This is a genomic window from Thermanaeromonas sp. DSM 22490 (genome assembly GCF_056378755.1).
The window spans coordinates 44,145-61,346 of record NZ_JBJHHE010000014.1 but is presented as its reverse complement, the minus strand read 5'-3'; the positions used below and the strand labels follow the sequence as shown (position 1 = coordinate 61,346).

The 17,202-nt window shown below is 52.9% G+C and carries 24 protein-coding genes; all 24 read right to left on the bottom strand.

Going from position 1 to position 17,202, the window contains the following annotated elements; all coding sequences use genetic code 11:
• Positions 1–41: 41 nt before the first annotated feature.
• The 24 genes from lpdD to AC1BI1_RS10080 all read right to left on the bottom strand — a co-directional run bounded on the left by lpdD (position 42) and on the right by AC1BI1_RS10080 (position 17,190).
• Positions 42–455 carry a prenylated flavin chaperone LpdD gene (lpdD, locus tag AC1BI1_RS10195; protein ID WP_476717187.1) on the bottom strand — a complete coding sequence of 138 codons (414 nt, stop codon included), beginning with the start codon at positions 453–455 and terminating at the stop codon, positions 42–44.
• Positions 452–1,015: a UbiX family flavin prenyltransferase gene (locus AC1BI1_RS10190; protein WP_476717186.1), complete on the bottom strand. Its 564-nt coding sequence runs from the start codon at positions 1,013–1,015 to the stop codon at positions 452–454. Before AC1BI1_RS10190 ends, lpdD begins: the two co-directional genes overlap by 4 nt.
• Entirely contained in the window at positions 1,012–1,899 is an 888-nt protein-coding gene (locus tag AC1BI1_RS10185; protein WP_476717185.1) for a Ppx/GppA phosphatase family protein, read from the bottom strand. Before AC1BI1_RS10185 ends, AC1BI1_RS10190 begins: the two co-directional genes overlap by 4 nt.
• Before the next feature lie 83 nt (positions 1,900–1,982).
• The gene (locus tag AC1BI1_RS10180) at positions 1,983–2,372 is read right to left on the bottom strand and encodes a S1 RNA-binding domain-containing protein (RefSeq protein WP_476717184.1); all 390 of its coding nucleotides are present in this window, start codon (positions 2,370–2,372) and stop codon (positions 1,983–1,985) included.
• 83 nt (positions 2,373–2,455) lie between these two features.
• A complete protein-coding gene (murA, locus tag AC1BI1_RS10175) occupies positions 2,456–3,703 on the bottom strand; it encodes a UDP-N-acetylglucosamine 1-carboxyvinyltransferase (protein WP_476717183.1) in 1,248 nt (415 codons plus the stop codon).
• Between the two features lie 61 nt (positions 3,704–3,764).
• The gene (locus AC1BI1_RS10170; RefSeq protein ID WP_476717182.1) at positions 3,765–4,478 is read right to left on the bottom strand and encodes a YwmB family TATA-box binding protein; all 714 of its coding nucleotides are present in this window, start codon (positions 4,476–4,478) and stop codon (positions 3,765–3,767) included.
• 298 nt (positions 4,479–4,776) lie between these two features.
• Positions 4,777–5,208 carry a F0F1 ATP synthase subunit epsilon gene (locus AC1BI1_RS10165; RefSeq protein WP_476717181.1) on the bottom strand — a complete coding sequence of 144 codons (432 nt, stop codon included), beginning with the start codon at positions 5,206–5,208 and terminating at the stop codon, positions 4,777–4,779.
• A 19-nt stretch (positions 5,209–5,227) separates the two neighbouring features.
• Positions 5,228–6,619 carry a F0F1 ATP synthase subunit beta gene (gene atpD, locus AC1BI1_RS10160; protein ID WP_476717180.1) on the bottom strand — a complete coding sequence of 464 codons (1,392 nt, stop codon included), beginning with the start codon at positions 6,617–6,619 and terminating at the stop codon, positions 5,228–5,230.
• A 62-nt stretch (positions 6,620–6,681) separates the two neighbouring features.
• Complete coding sequence (atpG, locus tag AC1BI1_RS10155) at positions 6,682–7,533, bottom strand: ATP synthase F1 subunit gamma (RefSeq protein WP_476717179.1); 852 nt, start codon at positions 7,531–7,533, stop codon at positions 6,682–6,684.
• A 46-nt stretch (positions 7,534–7,579) separates the two neighbouring features.
• Entirely contained in the window at positions 7,580–9,094 is a 1,515-nt protein-coding gene (gene atpA, locus AC1BI1_RS10150) for a F0F1 ATP synthase subunit alpha (protein WP_476717178.1), read from the bottom strand.
• Positions 9,095–9,109: 15 nt separating this feature from the next.
• Positions 9,110–9,655: an ATP synthase F1 subunit delta gene (gene atpH, locus AC1BI1_RS10145; RefSeq protein WP_476717177.1), complete on the bottom strand. Its 546-nt coding sequence runs from the start codon at positions 9,653–9,655 to the stop codon at positions 9,110–9,112.
• Entirely contained in the window at positions 9,652–10,158 is a 507-nt protein-coding gene (atpF, locus tag AC1BI1_RS10140) for a F0F1 ATP synthase subunit B (RefSeq protein WP_476717176.1), read from the bottom strand. Before atpF ends, atpH begins: the two co-directional genes overlap by 4 nt.
• A gap of 82 nt (positions 10,159–10,240) precedes the next feature.
• Complete coding sequence (gene atpE, locus AC1BI1_RS10135) at positions 10,241–10,465, bottom strand: ATP synthase F0 subunit C (protein ID WP_476717175.1); 225 nt, start codon at positions 10,463–10,465, stop codon at positions 10,241–10,243.
• 38 nt (positions 10,466–10,503) lie between these two features.
• Positions 10,504–11,193 carry a F0F1 ATP synthase subunit A gene (atpB, locus tag AC1BI1_RS10130; RefSeq protein WP_476717174.1) on the bottom strand — a complete coding sequence of 230 codons (690 nt, stop codon included), beginning with the start codon at positions 11,191–11,193 and terminating at the stop codon, positions 10,504–10,506.
• Between the two features lie 36 nt (positions 11,194–11,229).
• A complete protein-coding gene (locus AC1BI1_RS10125; protein ID WP_476717173.1) occupies positions 11,230–11,646 on the bottom strand; it encodes a hypothetical protein in 417 nt (138 codons plus the stop codon).
• Positions 11,618–11,857 (bottom strand): AtpZ/AtpI family protein, encoded by a 240-nt coding sequence (locus AC1BI1_RS10120; protein WP_476717172.1) that lies wholly within the window; start codon positions 11,855–11,857, stop codon positions 11,618–11,620. The genes AC1BI1_RS10125 and AC1BI1_RS10120 overlap by 29 nt, the downstream gene beginning before the upstream one ends.
• A gap of 63 nt (positions 11,858–11,920) precedes the next feature.
• Entirely contained in the window at positions 11,921–13,099 is a 1,179-nt protein-coding gene (gene wecB, locus AC1BI1_RS10115) for a non-hydrolyzing UDP-N-acetylglucosamine 2-epimerase (protein ID WP_476717171.1), read from the bottom strand.
• Between the two features lie 19 nt (positions 13,100–13,118).
• Entirely contained in the window at positions 13,119–13,427 is a 309-nt protein-coding gene (locus tag AC1BI1_RS10110) for a MazG-like family protein (protein ID WP_476717170.1), read from the bottom strand.
• A 4-nt stretch (positions 13,428–13,431) separates the two neighbouring features.
• Positions 13,432–13,920, bottom strand: coding sequence for a ComE operon protein 2 (locus tag AC1BI1_RS10105; RefSeq protein ID WP_476717169.1), 489 nt, complete (start codon positions 13,918–13,920; stop codon positions 13,432–13,434).
• Between the two features lie 142 nt (positions 13,921–14,062).
• Positions 14,063–14,221 (bottom strand): rubredoxin, encoded by a 159-nt coding sequence (gene rd / locus AC1BI1_RS10100; RefSeq protein ID WP_476717168.1) that lies wholly within the window; start codon positions 14,219–14,221, stop codon positions 14,063–14,065.
• A gap of 96 nt (positions 14,222–14,317) precedes the next feature.
• Positions 14,318–15,580, bottom strand: coding sequence for a serine hydroxymethyltransferase (locus AC1BI1_RS10095; RefSeq protein ID WP_476717167.1), 1,263 nt, complete (start codon positions 15,578–15,580; stop codon positions 14,318–14,320).
• Between the two features lie 28 nt (positions 15,581–15,608).
• The gene (locus AC1BI1_RS10090; protein ID WP_476717166.1) at positions 15,609–16,157 is read right to left on the bottom strand and encodes a TIGR01440 family protein; all 549 of its coding nucleotides are present in this window, start codon (positions 16,155–16,157) and stop codon (positions 15,609–15,611) included.
• A gap of 5 nt (positions 16,158–16,162) precedes the next feature.
• Complete coding sequence (gene rpiB / locus AC1BI1_RS10085; protein ID WP_476717165.1) at positions 16,163–16,660, bottom strand: ribose 5-phosphate isomerase B; 498 nt, start codon at positions 16,658–16,660, stop codon at positions 16,163–16,165.
• Between the two features lie 77 nt (positions 16,661–16,737).
• Positions 16,738–17,190, bottom strand: coding sequence for a low molecular weight protein arginine phosphatase (locus AC1BI1_RS10080; RefSeq protein ID WP_476717164.1), 453 nt, complete (start codon positions 17,188–17,190; stop codon positions 16,738–16,740).
• Between the last annotated feature and the right edge of the window lie 12 nt (positions 17,191–17,202).

Below are 17,202 nucleotides of genomic sequence, written 5' to 3'. Positions count from 1 at the left end.
CAAATTAAAATAGCGCGAGAGGTGGCCGGTATCTATGATACCTACCACCTCTCATTGTTATCCCGATGTCCGCCTGCCGGGGCTACTTGTTGCCAAACTCTTAAAACGCCTTTAACCGCCCGCCGGGCGTTGCTCACTAGCATAGAAATGTCCCGGAGGGTGGCTTCCTCTACATGTACTCCCGCTATCACTACTACAGGTACCCGGGACCGGGCAGCCAACAGCAGGGCTGCCGGTCGCGCTAACTCGTCGTCCTTATGGCCCACTACGGCTAAGACAGAAGCAGTAGCGCTGATCTTACCTTTTTGCCTTAAACTAGGCCGGGGTATGGCTAAGGCTACAGCACCCACGTGGGGCTTTTCTCCTCCGAAGAGGTGGGCCACCAGGCCTTCCCCCACAGGAAAGAGGCGGCAGGAAACACGGTGTCTCCCGTGGCCTGCCCAGTAGGTGATCACGGCTTTTCACCGCCCCAACGCTGGTATAAATTGTGTTCTAAGCCTAACTGGTCTAAAATACGGCCTACCAAATGGTCTATCATGTCCTCCAGGGAACGGGGATGGTGATAAAAGGCCGGCATGGGTGGCAGGATGACCGCTCCCAGGCGGGCCAGGCGCAGCATATTTTCCAGATGGATGGCGTTTAAAGGGGTTTCCCGGGGTACCAGAATGAGTTTCCGCCCTTCCTTCAAGGTAACATCTGCTGCACGGCTGATTAGGTTTAGGGCCAGACCCTGGGCAATGGTGGCCAGGGTCTTCATGCTGCAAGGTACAATAACCATACCCTGGTGTATAAAAGAACCGCTGGCTATGGCCGCTCCCAGGTCTTCCTCCCGGTAGGATACCGGCGCCAGCCTCCGGACGGCTTCTACCTCCCATTTCGTCTCCACCTCAATGGTCTTTTCGGCCCAGCGGCTTAAAATTAAATGGGTTTCTACCCCTAAGTCTCGTAGCACCTGCAACAGCCGTATACCATAAATAGCCCCCGTGGCTCCGGTCATGGCTACCACTAATCTCATAGCCGTGATTCCTCTCCTGCTGCTACTAAAAGCAGGCCCCAAAGCAGATCGGCCTCGCTTATAGTTAAAGTTTGGGCTCCTAAACCTCTTAAAACTGCTTCTATGATGGTAACTCCGGCGACAATGATGTCGGCCCTTTCCGGTTGAAGCCCGGCAAGTTTGCGGCGCTCCTCCAGGGGTAAAGCAGTTAACAAGTCCAGCCAGTGAGTCACTCGTTCCCGGCTTAAGACAAAACCGTGAACCAGCTCCGGCCGATATTCTATTAAGCCTTGTTCCAGGGCGGCCAGGGTGGTGGCCGTCCCGCCGGTAGCTACCACTTCTCCCCAGCCTTTCGTTTTTATTTCCTCTAGCACCGGCTCCAAAAGGTGGTCTATGGCCACCTTGGTCATACCCGCTTCTGTGCAGCGTACTGCGCCCAGCGGGACACTGCGCAAGATTAAGCCTTCCCCTTCTTCCCAGCTGAATTCAGTGCTGCCACCGCCTACATCTACTACTACCAAATCCGGTGTCCTCGACTTTAGGCCTGCTTTAACCCCTCTATAGGTAAGGTAGGCTTCTGCTTCCCCGCTGATTATTTTTACTCGGATACCAGCAACCTCTTCTAAGCCCCGGATAAGCAGGTCAGCATTGCTGGCCTCCCTGGCAGCACTGGTAGCCACGGCTGCTATTCCGGCCACGGGAAAGGCGCGGGCCACGGCTACCAGCTCCTTAGTCCCTTCCAAGGTCCGTTCAATTGATTCTGCTGCTAGCCTGCCTTCCTTAAAACCTGCCATAAGCCGGGTGCTTTTAAGCTTTTGCAAGAGGGGGCGCACTTGCCCTTCCTCTACTTCTCCCACCAGCAAACGTACTGAGTTAGAGCCTATGTCTAACGCTGCAAAAGGCATAGCATTTCTCCTGCTGATAAGTGCTGATAAGACATAACAACGGGCACCTTTGAGGTGCCCCAGTTTAAACTTGCTGAAGTTTGCTAGTAGCTGCGAGCGCCCCGCCCTCTGCGCCTGGCTTCTGTCTGTCGCCGCAGGTCCTGGAGCCGCTCGTCGCTTTCCCTCATGAAGCGGGCTAGCTTCTCCTCGAAGGAGCCTTGGGCCCGGGGTTTGAGCGAACGGCGGTTGCTCTCCTGATCGGAAACCGCCCTTTTAATAGAGAGGCCTATTTTCCCCTCCTCATCAATGCGGATCACTTTAACCCGTACACGGTCCTGCACCTTAACATAATCTTTAACATCTTTTACGTAAGTGTTGGCTACTTCCGAAATGTGCACCAACCCTGTAACACCACCTGGCAGTTCAACAAAGGCACCAAACTTGGTAACCCCCGTGACCACCCCTTCTAGGATACTACCCACTTCAATGGTCATAAAAATAGACTTCCCCCTGATTATAAGTGATGAAGTTAATCTCATTATATGCAACTGTTGTGAAAGTTGTCAATATGATATCTCTATCTCTCAGTAATAGTAGCACCTAAAGCCCTCAGCTTATCTACCAGATTTTCGTATCCGCGGTGGATGTGGTGCACACAGCTTACTTCTGTCTCACCTTCGGCCATAAGGCCGGCAATAATTAAAGCAGCCCCGGCCCGCAAATCGGTAGCTTTAACCGAAGCACCGGTGAGCTTTTCCACACCTTTTATTACAGCGCAGTGGCCTTCTACAAAAATTTGGGCCCCCATGCGCTTCAATTCATTCACATGCATGAACCGGTTTTCAAACACAGTCTCTGTAATTACACTACTACCCCTGGCTACGGTCAAAAGGGCCATGAACTGGGCCTGCATGTCCGTGGGAAAGCCTGGATAAGGCATGGTCTTGATGTCGACCGCCCTTAACGGTAGCTCGGAACGGACGCGAATACCACCGTTTTCTTCTGAAAGTATTGCTCCTGCCTCGGTTAATTTGGCCATTACTGCTTTAAGGTGAGTAGGTATTACGTTGTCGATGAGGACATCGCCGCCGGTAGCTACAGCCGCCACCATAAAGGTGCCAGCCTCGATGCGGTCAGGGATAACAGCATGGGTTGTTCCGTGGAGCTCGCGCACGCCATCTATTTTAATTACCCTGGTGCCAGCGCCAGTAACCTTGCCACCCATGGCGTTAATAAAATTGGCTAAATCCACTATCTCCGGCTCACCGGCGGCATTTTCAATAATAGTGGTGCCTTCGGCTAAAGAGGCGGCCATTATGATATTTTCCGTAGCCCCTACGCTGGGGAAATCGAGGTAAATGGGAGCTCCTTTGAGGCGCCGGGCCCGGGCTTTGACCCAGCCGTTTCTAACTTCAATTTCAGCTCCCAAAGCAGCCAGACCCTTAAGGTGTAGGTCGATAGGGCGCGCCCCAATGGCACAACCCCCGGGAAGGGATACCTTCACCTTTCCCGCCCTGGCCAAAAGAGGACCCAGCACTAAAAAAGAAGCCCTCATACGCCGCACATAATCATAAGGGGGTTCCAGTGCTGTTATCCCCTCATTGATTATAGCCAGGGAGTCACCATTACGTTCCACTCGCAATCCTAATTCGCTGACCACACCACACATGGTATCCACATCTGTCAGCCGTGGAACTTCTTCCAACCGGCACTCCCCGTGAGGCAACAGACAGGCAGCGATAATGGGTAAAGCTGCATTTTTAGCACCGCTAATGGTAACCCGGCCCTGCAGCCGGGCTCCTCCTCTCACCAGTATAGTGCTCAATTTATCTTGGCTCCTTCTGCGAGGAAAATTTACAACCATCATTGATTATAGCACAGGTTTTTTAATATTCGCCACCTAAAAGGGGAGAACCTATGTGCAGGTAAGTTATGTTATCCGTGCTATGATAACGCAGGGCCACATTTAGGTTTACACGCCGGCCGGTTACCTCCAGGTGCTGCGGTAAGAGGGGGGTATAGGCGCTCAGGCTGACCATTTCTCCATCTTCTATGCCTTCTAATCTAGTTGCCTCCAGAGCTGCCAGGATGGATTCCGCCCGCCGGCGCCGTTCCTCCTGGGATAGATATCCTGGAATTTGGGCTGTGAGGATATAAGTAAGTCGGTGATCAACCTGGAATTGGCCAAAAACCTTGGCGGCTTGCTGTTCCCATCGGCTTAATAGGTAAGCCACTGCCCCCTCCTTGATCTGACTCTCCCAGTTAATTAAAAGGTAAGTCTCGCCTTCCTCTCCTGGCCCCTTCAGGCTCTGAACAGATAAATAAAGGGAAGTGCCTGGTTCAACTTCTCCTTCCCAGAAACAAGTCCGAAAATTGGTGCTTTGCTCCTTTTTCCAGGTTAAGCCGGGATTTAGTCCCAGGATTTGCGCTGCTTCAGCAGCTATTCCGGAGGCTTGCTCTAAATCCACAAAAGCCTCTTTAACCCTTCCCCAGCTTTCCAGTCTGGCACTTCCGCTCCTCGCCCCAGCGGCCTCTAGGGCTTTTTCCAAAAGTTCAGGTGCTCTGTTTTCTATCCTCTCCTTTAGGATCTGGTCAACCACCTGTGGCCGAGTTTCACCCGAAAAAAGTCCTCTCTCAATAAACCACCCGGAGATAAAGCCCGATATAAGTACTCCACTTACTATAAGCTTTAACTTCAGTGATCTTAATGATTGCCAACGAAACAAGGGACAAGATCCCCCCTTAAAAGCTTTTTCACCTCCTAGTCTTACCAGTTGACCTGCAGTATAATCATAAACCGCTAAAAGCGGCCCTTTATAACCATAACAATTATAGGAGGCAGAGAGGCACGATCATTTAGCCCGGCCTGAGGGGCCGGGCTTGTAAAAATCCAAAACCCTAACTCTTTTCTTCTGCTGCTGCTTTCAGGCGGGCTATGGCGCGCTTCAGGGCGCCCTCCGCCCGGGCTACATCCAGACCGGGCGGCCGCTCTTTCAGCCGCTTTTCCGCCCTTTCTTTGGCCCGCCTGGCCCGCTCCACGTCGATTTCCTCGGCTTTTTCGGCTGTGTCGGCCATAAGTATCACCCGGTCGTCCGCCACCTCCAGGAAACCTCCGCTCACGGCCAGCTTTTTTTCCTCCGCGTTTTGCCGGTAGGTAACTACGCCGGGCACCAAGGGCGTAACCAGAGGGGCATGGCCCGGTAAAATGCCCAAGTAGCCGAGGGCTCCAGGGACGACGACACTGCTAGCCGTAGTGGTAAGGACTACCCTTTCCGGAGTTACTACTTCCAGGTTAAGCGGGCCGCGGTCCACCTTTTCTTTTTCGGCCATTCAAACGTTACCTCCCGGCCTACATCATTTCCTGGGCTTTTTTCACGGCTTCGTCAATGGTACCTACCATATAAAAGGCCTGTTCCGGTAAATTGTCGTGGCGGCCTTCCAGGATTTCCTTAAAGCCCCGGATAGTTTCCTTCAAGGGCACATAGACTCCCGGCCGCCCGGTAAACGCCTCGGCCACATGGAAGGGCTGGGACAGGAACCGCTGGATCTTTCGAGCCCTGGCTACTATGAGTTTATCCTCCTCGGAAAGCTCATCCATACCGAGTATGGCAATAATATCCTGCAACTCTTTGTAGCGCTGTAAAACCTGCTGCACTCCCCGAGCTACCCGGTAATGCTCTTCGCCTACAATGCGGGGATCCAGGATGCGAGAAGTAGAATCCAGGGGGTCAACTGCCGGATAAATTCCCAGCTCCGCTATCTGCCGCGAAAGAACGGTAGTAGCATCTAAGTGGGCAAAGGTGGTGGCCGGTGCAGGGTCTGTTAAGTCGTCAGCAGGGACGTAAATAGCCTGTACCGAAGTAATGGACCCTTTTTTAGTGGAAGTAATGCGCTCCTGTAGAGCTCCCATCTCCGTGGCCAGGGTAGGCTGGTAACCCACCGCGGAAGGCATGCGGCCTAAAAGGGCCGATACCTCGGAACCGGCCTGGACAAAGCGGAAAATATTATCGATAAAGAGGAGAACATCCTGGCCTTCCTCATCGCGGAAATACTCGGCCATAGTTAACCCTGTTAGCCCAACCCGGAGGCGGGCTCCAGGCGGCTCGTTCATCTGGCCGAAAACCAGTACTGTTTTATCCAGCACTCCGGCTTCTTTCATCTCTAGCCACAGGTCGTTGCCCTCGCGGGTCCGCTCTCCCACTCCCGCAAAGACCGAAAAACCGCCGTGTTCGTAGGCGATATTGCGGATGAGCTCCATTATAATGACTGTTTTACCCACACCAGCTCCACCGAAAAGACCTATCTTGCCGCCCTTGGCATACGGGGCCAGCAAGTCCACCACTTTAATACCCGTCTCCAGGATCTCGGTGGATGGCTCTTGTTCTTCAAAGGAGGGCGCCGGCCGGTGGATGGGAAGCCGGGCTTCTGCCTCCACGGGACCCAGGTTGTCGATAGGCTCGCCCAGGACATTGAATATGCGTCCCAGGGTACCGCGGCCTACAGGGACGGTAATGGGCTGGCCCGTATCCACTGCTTGCATTCCCCGCTGCAGGCCATCGGTGGAGGCCAGAGCTACGCAGCGCACCGTATTATTACCCAAGTGCTGCATGGCCTCCATGGTGAGGTTGATGCGGCCATCCTCCGTCTTTACAATAATCGCGTTTAAAAGGTCGGGCAGTTGATGGGGAAACTCTACATCCACCACGGGCCCGATAACCTGAACTACTCGTCCTATGTTCAACACTTTCACCTCACTTTATTGAAACAGCACCGGATATCTTCCAATGCTTAAGAGCAGGAAGCCTACTGCAGGGCATCAGCCCCGGCCACAACTTCCAAGATTTCCCTAGTAATGGCTGCCTGGCGGACGCGGTTAAAGGAAAGGGTTAACTTATCGATCATCTCCGCCGCGTTTTCCGTAGCGTTATCCATGGCTGTCATGCGGGCGCCATGTTCGCTGGCCTTGGCTTCCAGAAGCGCCCGGTAGACCTGGACCTCACAATACCGGGGCAAAAGCACACCCAGCACTTCTTTTTTCGCCGGCTCATAAATATATTCTCGCTCCTCTCTCTTTTCGCTCCGGGGAGGAGCAATGGGGAGGAGCTTATCTACCTGGGGTACCTGCCGGAGGGCTGAATAGAAACGGCTGTAAATGAGATAAACCTCATCCAGGGAACCTTCCAGGAAAAGCCGTATGAGCTCCCGCGCTATTTCCCTGGCCAGGCCCAAATCCGGGGCATCGCCGACATTGATATATTCCCGCAAGATTTCGGCTCCGCGTCGCAGGAAGTAATCTCGCCCCTTGCGTCCTACCGTAATTAAAGCTGCGGGCCTCTCTTCTTTGGCGAGGCGCTCCTGGGCCAGCCGGATGAGGTTGGCGTTGTAGCCGCCGGCCAGTCCCCGGTCGGCAGTAATTAAAACATATCCGACTTTGCGCACTTCCCGTTCTGCTACCAGCGGTTGTTCATTGGGATCAGCTGTAGCCACGAGATGCCCAATGACTTCTGAAAGCTTATTGGCATAGGGGCGGCCAGCAGTCACTCTGTCCTGGATTTTGCGCAGTTTCGCCGCCGCCACCATTTTCATGGCCCGGGTAATTTGCTGGGTACTTTTGATGCTCCTGATACGGCGCTTGAGATCCCGCATGGTGGGCATAAGGTCTCACCCCCTTCGGGCGATGCCCTCTAAGCCTCGTTCTGCCTCATGATGCTGCAAAGATACCCTTGAATTCATTAATGGCTTCCTTCAATTTGTTTTCCAGTTCCGGGGTTATCTCTTTCTTCTCCCGGATCCCGGACAGAATCTCCGGGCGCTGGGAGCGAAGATAGCGAAGAAATTCAGCCTCAAAGGGGCGCACCCTCTCCACCGGCAGATCGTCCAGGTACCCGTTGACTGCCGTATAGATTACCGCCACCTGTTCCTCTACCGGCATGGGCTGGTACTGGTCTTGCTTGAGGATTTCTACCATGCGCTCGCCGCGGGCCAATCTGGCTTGGGTAGCTTTGTCCAAATCCGAGCCGAACTGGGCAAAGGCCGCCAGCTCGCGATACTGGGCCAAGTCCAGGCGCAACCGGCCCGCCACCTGTTTCATGGCTTTAATCTGGGCAGCACCGCCCACACGGGAAACCGAGAGACCTACGTTGATGGCCGGGCGCACACCTGCATAAAAGAGGTCGGACTCCAAATAAATCTGGCCGTCGGTTATGGAGATAACGTTGGTAGGAATATAGGCCGAAACGTCTCCGGCCTGGGTCTCGATAATGGGCAAGGCTGTAAGGGACCCTCCGCCCATTTCGTCGGAAAGGCGCGCCGCCCTCTCTAACAACCGGGAGTGGAGGTAGAAAACATCTCCCGGATAGGCTTCCCGCCCCGGTGGCCGGCGCAAAAGCAGGGAGAGCTCGCGGTAAGCAGCCGCGTGCTTGGAAAGATCGTCGTAAATACAGAGCACATCACGGCGCTGTTCGTACATGAAATATTCTCCCATGGCACAGCCAGCATAAGGCGCAATATAGAGAAGGGGAGCAGGTTCGCTAGCTGTAGCCGATACTACTATGGTATAATCCATGGCCCCTGCTTCTTCCAAGCGCCGTACTACGCCGGCCACGGTAGAAGCCTTTTGTCCTATGGCCACGTAGATGCATATTACATTCTGGTCTTTCTGGTTGATAATAGTATCTACGGCAATGGCCGTCTTCCCCGTTTGGCGGTCGCCGATGATTAGCTCCCGCTGGCCGCGGCCAATGGGTATCATGGAATCAATGGCCTTAATTCCCGTCTGCAGAGGGGTGTTAACCGGCCGGCGATAGATAACGCCGGGTGCAGGCGACTCCACCGGACGGAAACGGTCAGTCTTAATGGGGCCTTTACCATCAATGGGCTGGCCTAGGGCATTTACCACCCGGCCGATCAACGCCTCACCCACAGGCACTTCTGTGATCCGGCCGGTGCGCTTTACCCGGTCCCCTTCTTTAATATGGGTATAAGGTCCCAGGATGACGCAACCGACATTATCTTCTTCCAGGTTCAAGACCATCCCATAAATGCCGCCGGGAAATTCCAAAAGCTCCCCGGCCATGGCCCGCTCCAGTCCATAAATACGGGCAATACCGTCGCCCACCTGGGTAACAATACCTACTTCGGCTATCTCCACCTCAGCCTGGTACTGTTCGATCTGGCTTTTTAGTATATTGGTAATCTCATCCGGACGGATGCTCAAGGGCTCTTCACCTCTCTAACACTTAACCTCCACACGGCGCAGGCGCTCCTTCAAAAGTTCCAGGCGTTTTTTCACACTGGCATCCAGGACGCGGTCACCTACCTGTACCACCATGCCGCCTATAATCTCCTGATTCAAGCGATTATTTAGGCGGACACGCCGCCCCGTCAGCCGGCTCAGGTGTTCTTCTAGGCTATGTGAGACCTCAGCCGAGAGAGGCAAGCTAGTGATTACCTCAGCCTCCAATATTCCTTCAGCTTCGTTTACCAAGTTTTGCAACTGCTCGGCCATTTGGGGCAGCAGGCGCTCCCGCCTTTTCTCCAACACCAGGTAAAGGAAATTTCGCGTTTCCTCTTTTAGTCCCGGAAAAATCTCCACCACCAGTTTCTTTTTCTCTCCTGCCGGTATTAGCTGGTGGTAAAAAAGACGCCGCAGCTTATGATGCGATTCCAGCAGCGCGGCCACTTGATGCAGCTCTTCATTTACTTCGGGGAGCACCCCCCTGTCCCTTGCCACAAGAAAGAGAGCCTGGGCATAGCGCCTGGCAACCTTTAAACTCATTGCAATCTCTCCACTTCCGCCAGAGATTCTTCTAGAAGCCGTTTCTGGTCGTCAGGGGTCAAAGATTTACGAATTATTTTCTTGGCCATCAGGAAGGCCAGGTTAGCCGCTTCATCCCGGATAGCCGCCAGGGCTTTAGCCTTCTCCCCAGCAATCTCCGCCCGTGCCTGTTCCAGGGTGCGGTTAGCCTCTTCTCGGGCCCGTTTTACGATCTCCTCTCGCATCTCTTCTCCCAGCCGGTTAGCCCGCTCGATAATGGCTTGGGCTTCCTGGCGGGCGCCCGCTAGCTGGGTTTCATATTCCTTCAGGAGCCTTTCTGCCTTCTCTTTAGCAACGGCAGCATCCTTAAGGGAACCCTCTATTTTGGCCTCCCGCTCGGCCAGGATTTTGCCCAGAGGTTTATAAAGGAGCACATAAAGGACCCCCATAACTATCAGGAGATCCAGGGCTTGCCACAGAAAAGTCCAGATATTGAAATTAAGAGCTTTAAAAATGGCTTCCAAAAACTAAACCCCCTTTAAAGCGCCTGATGGGCGGGCGAACAAGAAAGCCTTAATCCTTCCCTGTTCGCCCTCCTTGCTTCAATTAAAGCTTGGTCCACATCAGGATGGCAATAACAAAGGAGAAAAGCGTCAGGGCTTCCATGAAAGCCAGGGCCAGGAGCAAAGTAGTCCGAATGTTTCCCGAAGCCTCAGGCTGCCGGGCGATGCCTTCCATGGCACGCGCGGAAGCATTGCCTTGGCCTAAAGCGGAGCCCAACGCCGCCAGGCCGATGGCCAAACCAACACCTATGAAGCCAAGAGCCGTCATATTTTCCCCTCCTTTACTTCGTTATTCCGGCCCCTAGGTCAGTGGCCGTGCAGGAAGTTAGCGATGTAAGTAACAGTTAATAGGGTAAAGACAAAGGCTTGAATAAGGCCCATCACAACCCCCAAAAGCATGATAGGGGTAGGCAGGAGAAAAGGTACTAAAATGAGTAAAATAGTAACTACCATTTCTTCGCCAAACATGTTGCCGAAAAGACGGAGGGAAAGGGAAACGGGTTTGACCAACTCTTCTATAACGTTAAGGGGAAACATAAAAGGAGCGGGCGAGAAGAAATGTTTGATATATCCTTTAAGCCCCTTTTTCCGTATGGCAATCAGCTGCACAATAATAATGGTAGTAACGCCAAAGGCTGCCGTGGTGCTCAAATCCATGGTGGGCGGCTTCATACCGGGTATGAACCAGGAAAGATTTAAAGACAAGATAAAGATGAAAAGCGTAGCTACCAGGGGGAGATACTTCCGGCCTTCCTTCCCTATAGCCTCCTCTAAAAGGCCCAGAATGAACTCCACCACCATCTCCAACACATGCTGCACGCCGCGGGGCATAAATTGCAACCTACGGGTAGCCAGAAAGATACCAATAAAAAGGAGTGCCATGATAATCCAGGTGTTGACCACTGTGGAATAAACCGGAATAGGCCCTATGGAGAAGACTTCATGGGGCCGCACGTGCTCCATAATAGTAGCTAGCTCGTGTATTTTGGCTTCCATAAAGTAAGCCCTCCCTAGAAATGAAATAACCTGCACTCAAATCCTCCGCCATGAAAACAGCAGGGCTTCCATCATGTAGCTTAGCATTTGCAAAATTAGCCCGCTCAAAACACCCAAGAGAAAGGCCGGCCCGCCGAAGGTGGCCAGCAAAAGCATAGCTAAAAACAAGCCCATGCGGATAAGGGCCCGGCGCAAAAAAACATTTTGTGCCTGGCTCGGTGTTAAACCCGCAGCCCCTTCTACTGCTCTGACCAGCCAGCAGTAAAAACCAAGGCTCACTGGCAAAGTCATTAACACTCCTGCACTATAACCCGGCTGCCGGAGCATAAAGCCGACCGCGGCCATTAACAACCCCAGAACTAGCATTCTAACCGCAGTGGCTTTTTCTTCCCCACTCTTCTGCCCGGCCGCAGCAGCTGCCCCTTTATTGCCTTTTCTTTCCCTCGGACCCATTTTCTAAAGCGCTGATCTCCTTCAGTACGCTGTAAAAACCCACTCCTACTCCCAGCAAAATTCCTACCACCATAAGCCATGGGTAGGTACCCAGCTGCCTGTCCACCCAGTTTCCCAGCCAAAAACCCAAAAGTATACTAGCCCCCATGGTGATACCTATGGAAATGGCCAAATTAGCGTATTTCGCGTAGCTCCATAGATCCTTTCGCATATGTATTATTCCCACAAATACATGGTATTCGCGTTTTTTAGGCGAAATCCTCTTAAGTGAAGCTTAAAATTGTGGTTTTTCTCCCATACAGTGGGGAGCAAATTCCGGCGGCCGGGCTATGCTTAAGCCGAAGTAATAGCGTAGGAAACCCCGGATGCGCTTGCAGGCCAGACCATCGCCGTAAGGGTTTATGGCTCTAGCCATTTTGAGGTAGCTCTGGCGGTTCTCCATAAGTTCCCTGACCGCTGCCACAATACGCTCCTTGTTGGTTCCCACTAAGCGCACTGTTCCTGCCTGGACGGCTTCCGGCCGCTCTGTAACTTCGCGGAGCACCAACACCGGCTTACCCAGGGAAGGAGCCTCTTCCTGCAGGCCCCCCGAATCAGTCAAAACCAGATAAGAGCGGGCCATGAGATTGACAAAAGGTTCATAGTCCAAGGGTTCAATAAGGTGAATACCCTGGCAGCCTTTTAAAATTTGCTCAGCCACATTGCGCACCCTCGGATTTTTATGAACAGGAAAGACGATCTCTACCTCAGCATAGCGCTCCTTTATCTCCCGTAAGGCTGAGAAAATTTCTAACATGGGTTCTCCCCAGTTCTCCCGGCGATGGGCCGTCACCAGAAGAATGCGTTTTCTGAAATCCAGGGTAGCCAGCGTCGGATCAGTAAAAATATAATTGTCCTTTACCGTGGCCTTCAGAGCATCTATGACCGTGTTGCCGGTTACATGAATGCTGTCCGGGGGAACGGCTTCCTTAAGAAGATTCTCTTTGGCCTGGGCCGTAGGGGCAAAGTGGAGGTCGGCCAAAGCTGCGGTCAAACGACGGTTCATCTCTTCCGGGTAAGGAGCGTATTTGTCCCTGGTGCGCAAGCCCGCCTCCACGTGGCCCACAGCCGTTTGCCGGTAAAAGGCGGCCAGAGCAGCCACAAAGGTGGTAGTAGTGTCGCCGTGAACTAAAACCATATCCGGCTGTTCCTGATCCAATACCCTGCTCAGCCCCTCCAGGGCGCGGATAGTAACCTCTTCCAGGCTCTGCCGGGGGCGCATAATATTGAGATCGTATTGCGGTTCTATAGCAAAAAGCTTTAAGACCTGGTCCAGCATCTCCCGGTGCTGGGCAGTAACTGCCACACAGCAGTTGAATTCCTCTGGGTATTTTTGCAGTTCCTGGATCACCGGGGCCATTTTAATAGCTTCGGGTCTGGTGCCAAAGACGACGAGGATTTTAACAGGTGGCAAAACTTTTCGCCTCCAGGATTCAAGCTAAATATCCCTTACGCCGCAGTTTTTCCAGGTGTTCACTTAGGGCCTGTTGAATGTCCACCCCGTACTGCTCTTCTAAAACAAACATAAGGGATACTGCTGTCTGGGCTACGTCCAGAAGTTCACGCGTAATAGCGCGCATAACTTCGCGCTCTTCGAGTTCTATTTTTTCACCGCTTAGGCCCCTTAATTTACCTATGGCCTGGGCCAGCTCCCCTGCCTCCTCCATGAGCTTTAAGGCAGTGGACTCCATGGTAGGAGTAAGCTTATTTAAGCGCGGCAGGGCTATAATCTTTTGCTGCACAAAATTATCCCTCCTCCGGTTCCCGCAAGTCAACCGGATCTTCAACTTCTGCTAACCATTCCTTAAGGGAAACAGAAATTCTAGTAAGGCCCACTCCGCTTAAGTTTAATAATTCCAGGGCGTAAGGGTGCAGGCGATATTCGGTTTCATAGTAAATATGGCGAATGCCGGCCTGGATTATAAGCTTCACACAATTAAGGCAGGGGAAATGGGTCACGTAAAGATCGGCTCCTGCCGTAGCCACTCCAAAACGGGCGCACTGGATAAGGGCATTAGCTTCGGCATGCACGGTACGAATGCAATGGCCGTCCTCCATCTTGCAGCCCACATCCAGGCAATGTACTTCCCCCGAGACGGAGCCGTTATAGCCGGTGGCTACAATGCGCTTATCCCTCGTAATAACACACCCCACTCGCAGGCGGCGGCAGGTGGAGCGGAAGGACAATAATTTAGCCTGGGCCATAAAGTATTGGTGCCATGGCAACCGCCGCATGAGTTTCCTCCCCTTCTTTCTCCCGCTGCATCCCAGACGAGTTTACCACTGTTAACCGAGGGTGACAATGGGTAAAAAGTAAGTAAAAATAATAATACCCTTGAAGGTGCTAATCACCTCCAAGGGTAGAAAATCCACCTTATTACAGGGGTTCGAAGTTTTCCTTGCCCAGGCCGCAGTTAGGACATACCCAGTCCTCTGGTAAATCTTCAAAAGCTGTCCCCGGCGCTACCCCCTGTTCAGGATCTCCTTCAGCAGGATCATACACATACCCACAAGCGGTGCAGGACCATTTAGTCATAGGCCTTCCCCTTTCGCTAAGGTTAATGATAATAAATTCGACTAAAAGTACGCTATTCCTGCTGCCGCAACGCTTTTCCCTGCACGCCAAATAAATTTAATAGCCTTTATACGTAAGATTGGGATAAAGGGGAAATTGCATGCACAGCTCAGCTACAATTCCCCGGGCGCGGTCCAGCTTCTTTTCGTCCTGTCCGTAAGACAGAGCAAGGTCCATGGCTTCAGCCACACGCTCCATGGCTGCCTCATCCATTCCCCTGGTAGTCAAGGCTGCCGTTCCCAACCGGATACCGCTGGTTATATTGGGTTTTTGCGGATCAAAAGGTATGGCATTCTTATTCACAGTAATATTAACCGACCCTAAGATCTCCTCGGCCTCGCGCCCGGTTAAACCCTTGTTGCGCAAGTCCACCAGTATAAGGTGATTATCCGTACCTCCGGAAACAAGTTCAAAGCCATACTTTTGCAAAGCTGCGGCCAAGGCCCGAGCATTGTTTACTATTTGCTGTTGGTATTGTTTAAATCCCGGTTCCATGGCTTCTTTAAAAGCCACGGCCTTAGCCGCTATAATGTGCATGAGGGGCCCGCCCTGGATGCCGGGGAAAACAGCTTTATCAATGGCTGCAGCATATTCTTCTTTGCATAAGACAAGTCCGCCCCGCGGGCCCCGTAACGTTTTGTGAGTTGTACTGGTAACAAATTCAGCATAGGGAACCGGGCTGGGGTGGACTCCGGCAGCCACCAGGCCGGCGATATGGGCCATGTCCACCATAAGCAGGGCCCCTACCTCGTCCGCAATCTCCTTAAACCGGGCAAAATCGATAATCCGCGGGTAGGCGCTAGCCCCAGCAATAATAAGCTTAGGCCGGTGTTCGCGAGCCAGCGCCGCCACCTGGTCATAGTCGATGCGCCCTGTTGAAGGGCTGACGCCGTAGAACACAAAATTAAAATATTTACCTGAAATGCTCACCGGGCTGCCGTGGGTGAGATGGCCTCCATGGGCCAAATTCATGCCCATAACGGTATCCCCGGGCTTAAGGACGGCTAGATAAACCGCCGTATTGGCCTGGCTGCCAGAATGGGGCTGGACATTGGCGTGATCAGCACCAAAAAGGGTACAGGCCCGGTCGCGGGCTAGGTTTTCTACTACATCTACCCATTCGCACCCACCATAATAACGCCTGCCGGGATAGCCCTCGGCATATTTGTTGGTAAGAATACTCCCCTGGGCAGCCAGGACAGCAGGGCTAACAAAATTCTCCGAAGCAATGAGCTCCAGGTGAGAACGCTGGCGGTCTAACTCTTTTTCAATGGCTGTTGCCACTTCTGGATCGTATTGATTCAAGGGTATAAAATTCATGGACTAAGCCTCCTTCTTTAACACCGAATCATCGCTGGGGATAAACGGCGCGTTCGCCGCCAATTAGGGGCGGCCGTGTGCGAGCGAGGGTCAAGGTCGCCTTCCCGATGGTTTTCACCTCGAGACGCACGGGTACTGCCACCGGCCTTAAGTGCATACCGATCAAGGTGCTTCCAATGTCCAAACCAGCATGGGCCTGGATTCTTGCCACCACCACAGGCCGGTGTAAAGCATGGTAGGTTGCTGTAGCCAGAGCACCTCCGGCTTTGAGAGCAGGAATAACGGTTACTTCCTCTAAACCATAAATTTCCGCGGCCTGGGCTTCGATGACCAGCGCCCGGTTAAGATGCTCGCAACACTGGGAAGCTAAATAGACTTGCGCTTCCTTGGTAGCCTGAAGCAGCCCCTCTACCACTGCCTGTCCAATCTCCAGTGAGGACGCCGTGCCTATTTTATGTCCTGCTATTTCGCTGGTGCTGCAGCCTGCCACCAGGATTTGGCCAGCTTTGAGCCCGGCCACGCGCAATAGCTCTCGTGTAACTCTGGCGACCTCTTCAGTAATGTCCTTAAGCTGCACAACCCTCACCGCCCTTGGTCACTACAGCTACAGCTTGTACTTTCTTGCCGTAATGCGGACCCGTACTTTTCCTCCAGGGCAGCTATTTTAGCCACCCGCCGGGCATGACGGCCCCCTGTAAACTCTGCCTTAAGCCAGGTAATCACTATCTCCCGCGCCAGTCCCGAACCGATCACCCGGCCTCCCAGGGTTAAAATGTTGGCATCATTATGTTCCCGGGAGGCTCTGGCCGAAAAAGTGTCGTGGCATAAGGCAGCCCGGATGCCCGGCACCTTATTGGCAGCTATAGCTACCCCTATACCTGTGCCGCAGCATAAAATCCCGCGCTCAAATTCACCCCGGGCAACCGCTTCGGCCACTTGCCGGGCGAAATCAGGATAGTCTACCGCCTCCGGACTAAAAGAGCCAAAATCGTGATACTCAAAGCCTTCCTCTTCCAGAAACTTTTTAATCTCCTCTTTCAAGTAATAACCGCCATGGTCGCTGCCTAAAGCTATCCGCAAATCTTACTGCACCTCACTGGCCCAAAATTAAATTATACTTAATTATTATCTATTCGTCATAAGTCCATAAAATCCTGTTACTTAGCCATAAATTTATCGAGAGCTTGCTCGATAAGCTCTTTCAATTGGGCAACACATGCCTGGTAAACTTCCAAGGGACTACCAATGGGATCGGGTATATCGCCCGGGCAAAAAGTGGCGTATTCCTTTAAGGTAAAGGTTTTCTCCCGGGCCTGAGGGAAGCGGTCCATAACTAGCCTTTTATGCGCGTCGGTCATAGTTAAAATTAGATCTGCCTTTTCCACCAAATCCAGGTCCAGGGACCTGGCCCGGTGCCCGCTTATATCCACCTCCAGCTCGGCCATCGCCTTGATAGCTTCTTCTGTGGCCGGTGCCCCAGGCCAGGCAGCCACACCCGCAGAAAAAATTTCTAGGTCCCAACCCTTATCTTTAGCTATTTTTTTGGCCAGTCCCTCGGCCATAATGCTGCGACAGGTGTTACCTGTGCAGACAAAGAGAATAGCCGCCATAGGCACCCTTCC

Excerpts from the sequence above, each read along its gene's own strand:
- AC1BI1_RS10125 (WP_476717173.1), bottom strand. The coding sequence starts at position 11,646 with ATGGGTCCGAGGGAAAGAAAAGGCAATAAAGGGGCAGCTGCTGCGGCC.
- AC1BI1_RS10120 (WP_476717172.1), bottom strand. The coding sequence starts at position 11,857 with ATGCGAAAGGATCTATGGAGCTACGCGAAATACGCTAATTTGGCCATT.
- atpE (WP_476717175.1), bottom strand. The coding sequence starts at position 10,465 with ATGACGGCTCTTGGCTTCATAGGTGTTGGTTTGGCCATCGGCCTGGCG.
- AC1BI1_RS10190 (WP_476717186.1), bottom strand. The coding sequence starts at position 1,015 with ATGAGATTAGTGGTAGCCATGACCGGAGCCACGGGGGCTATTTATGGT.
- AC1BI1_RS10185 (WP_476717185.1), bottom strand. The coding sequence starts at position 1,899 with ATGCCTTTTGCAGCGTTAGACATAGGCTCTAACTCAGTACGTTTGCTG.
- AC1BI1_RS10095 (WP_476717167.1), bottom strand. The coding sequence starts at position 15,580 with ATGAATTTTATACCCTTGAATCAATACGATCCAGAAGTGGCAACAGCC.
- AC1BI1_RS10080 (WP_476717164.1), bottom strand. The coding sequence starts at position 17,190 with ATGGCGGCTATTCTCTTTGTCTGCACAGGTAACACCTGTCGCAGCATT.
- atpB (WP_476717174.1), bottom strand. The coding sequence starts at position 11,193 with ATGGAAGCCAAAATACACGAGCTAGCTACTATTATGGAGCACGTGCGG.
- AC1BI1_RS10105 (WP_476717169.1), bottom strand. The coding sequence starts at position 13,920 with ATGCGGCGGTTGCCATGGCACCAATACTTTATGGCCCAGGCTAAATTA.
- atpG (WP_476717179.1), bottom strand. The coding sequence starts at position 7,533 with ATGCCCACCATGCGGGATCTCAAGCGCCGTATCAGGAGCATCAAAAGT.
- atpH (WP_476717177.1), bottom strand. The coding sequence starts at position 9,655 with ATGAGTTTAAAGGTTGCCAGGCGCTATGCCCAGGCTCTCTTTCTTGTG.
- AC1BI1_RS10180 (WP_476717184.1), bottom strand. The coding sequence starts at position 2,372 with ATGACCATTGAAGTGGGTAGTATCCTAGAAGGGGTGGTCACGGGGGTT.
- AC1BI1_RS10165 (WP_476717181.1), bottom strand. The coding sequence starts at position 5,208 with ATGGCCGAAAAAGAAAAGGTGGACCGCGGCCCGCTTAACCTGGAAGTA.
- rd (WP_476717168.1), bottom strand. The coding sequence starts at position 14,221 with ATGACTAAATGGTCCTGCACCGCTTGTGGGTATGTGTATGATCCTGCT.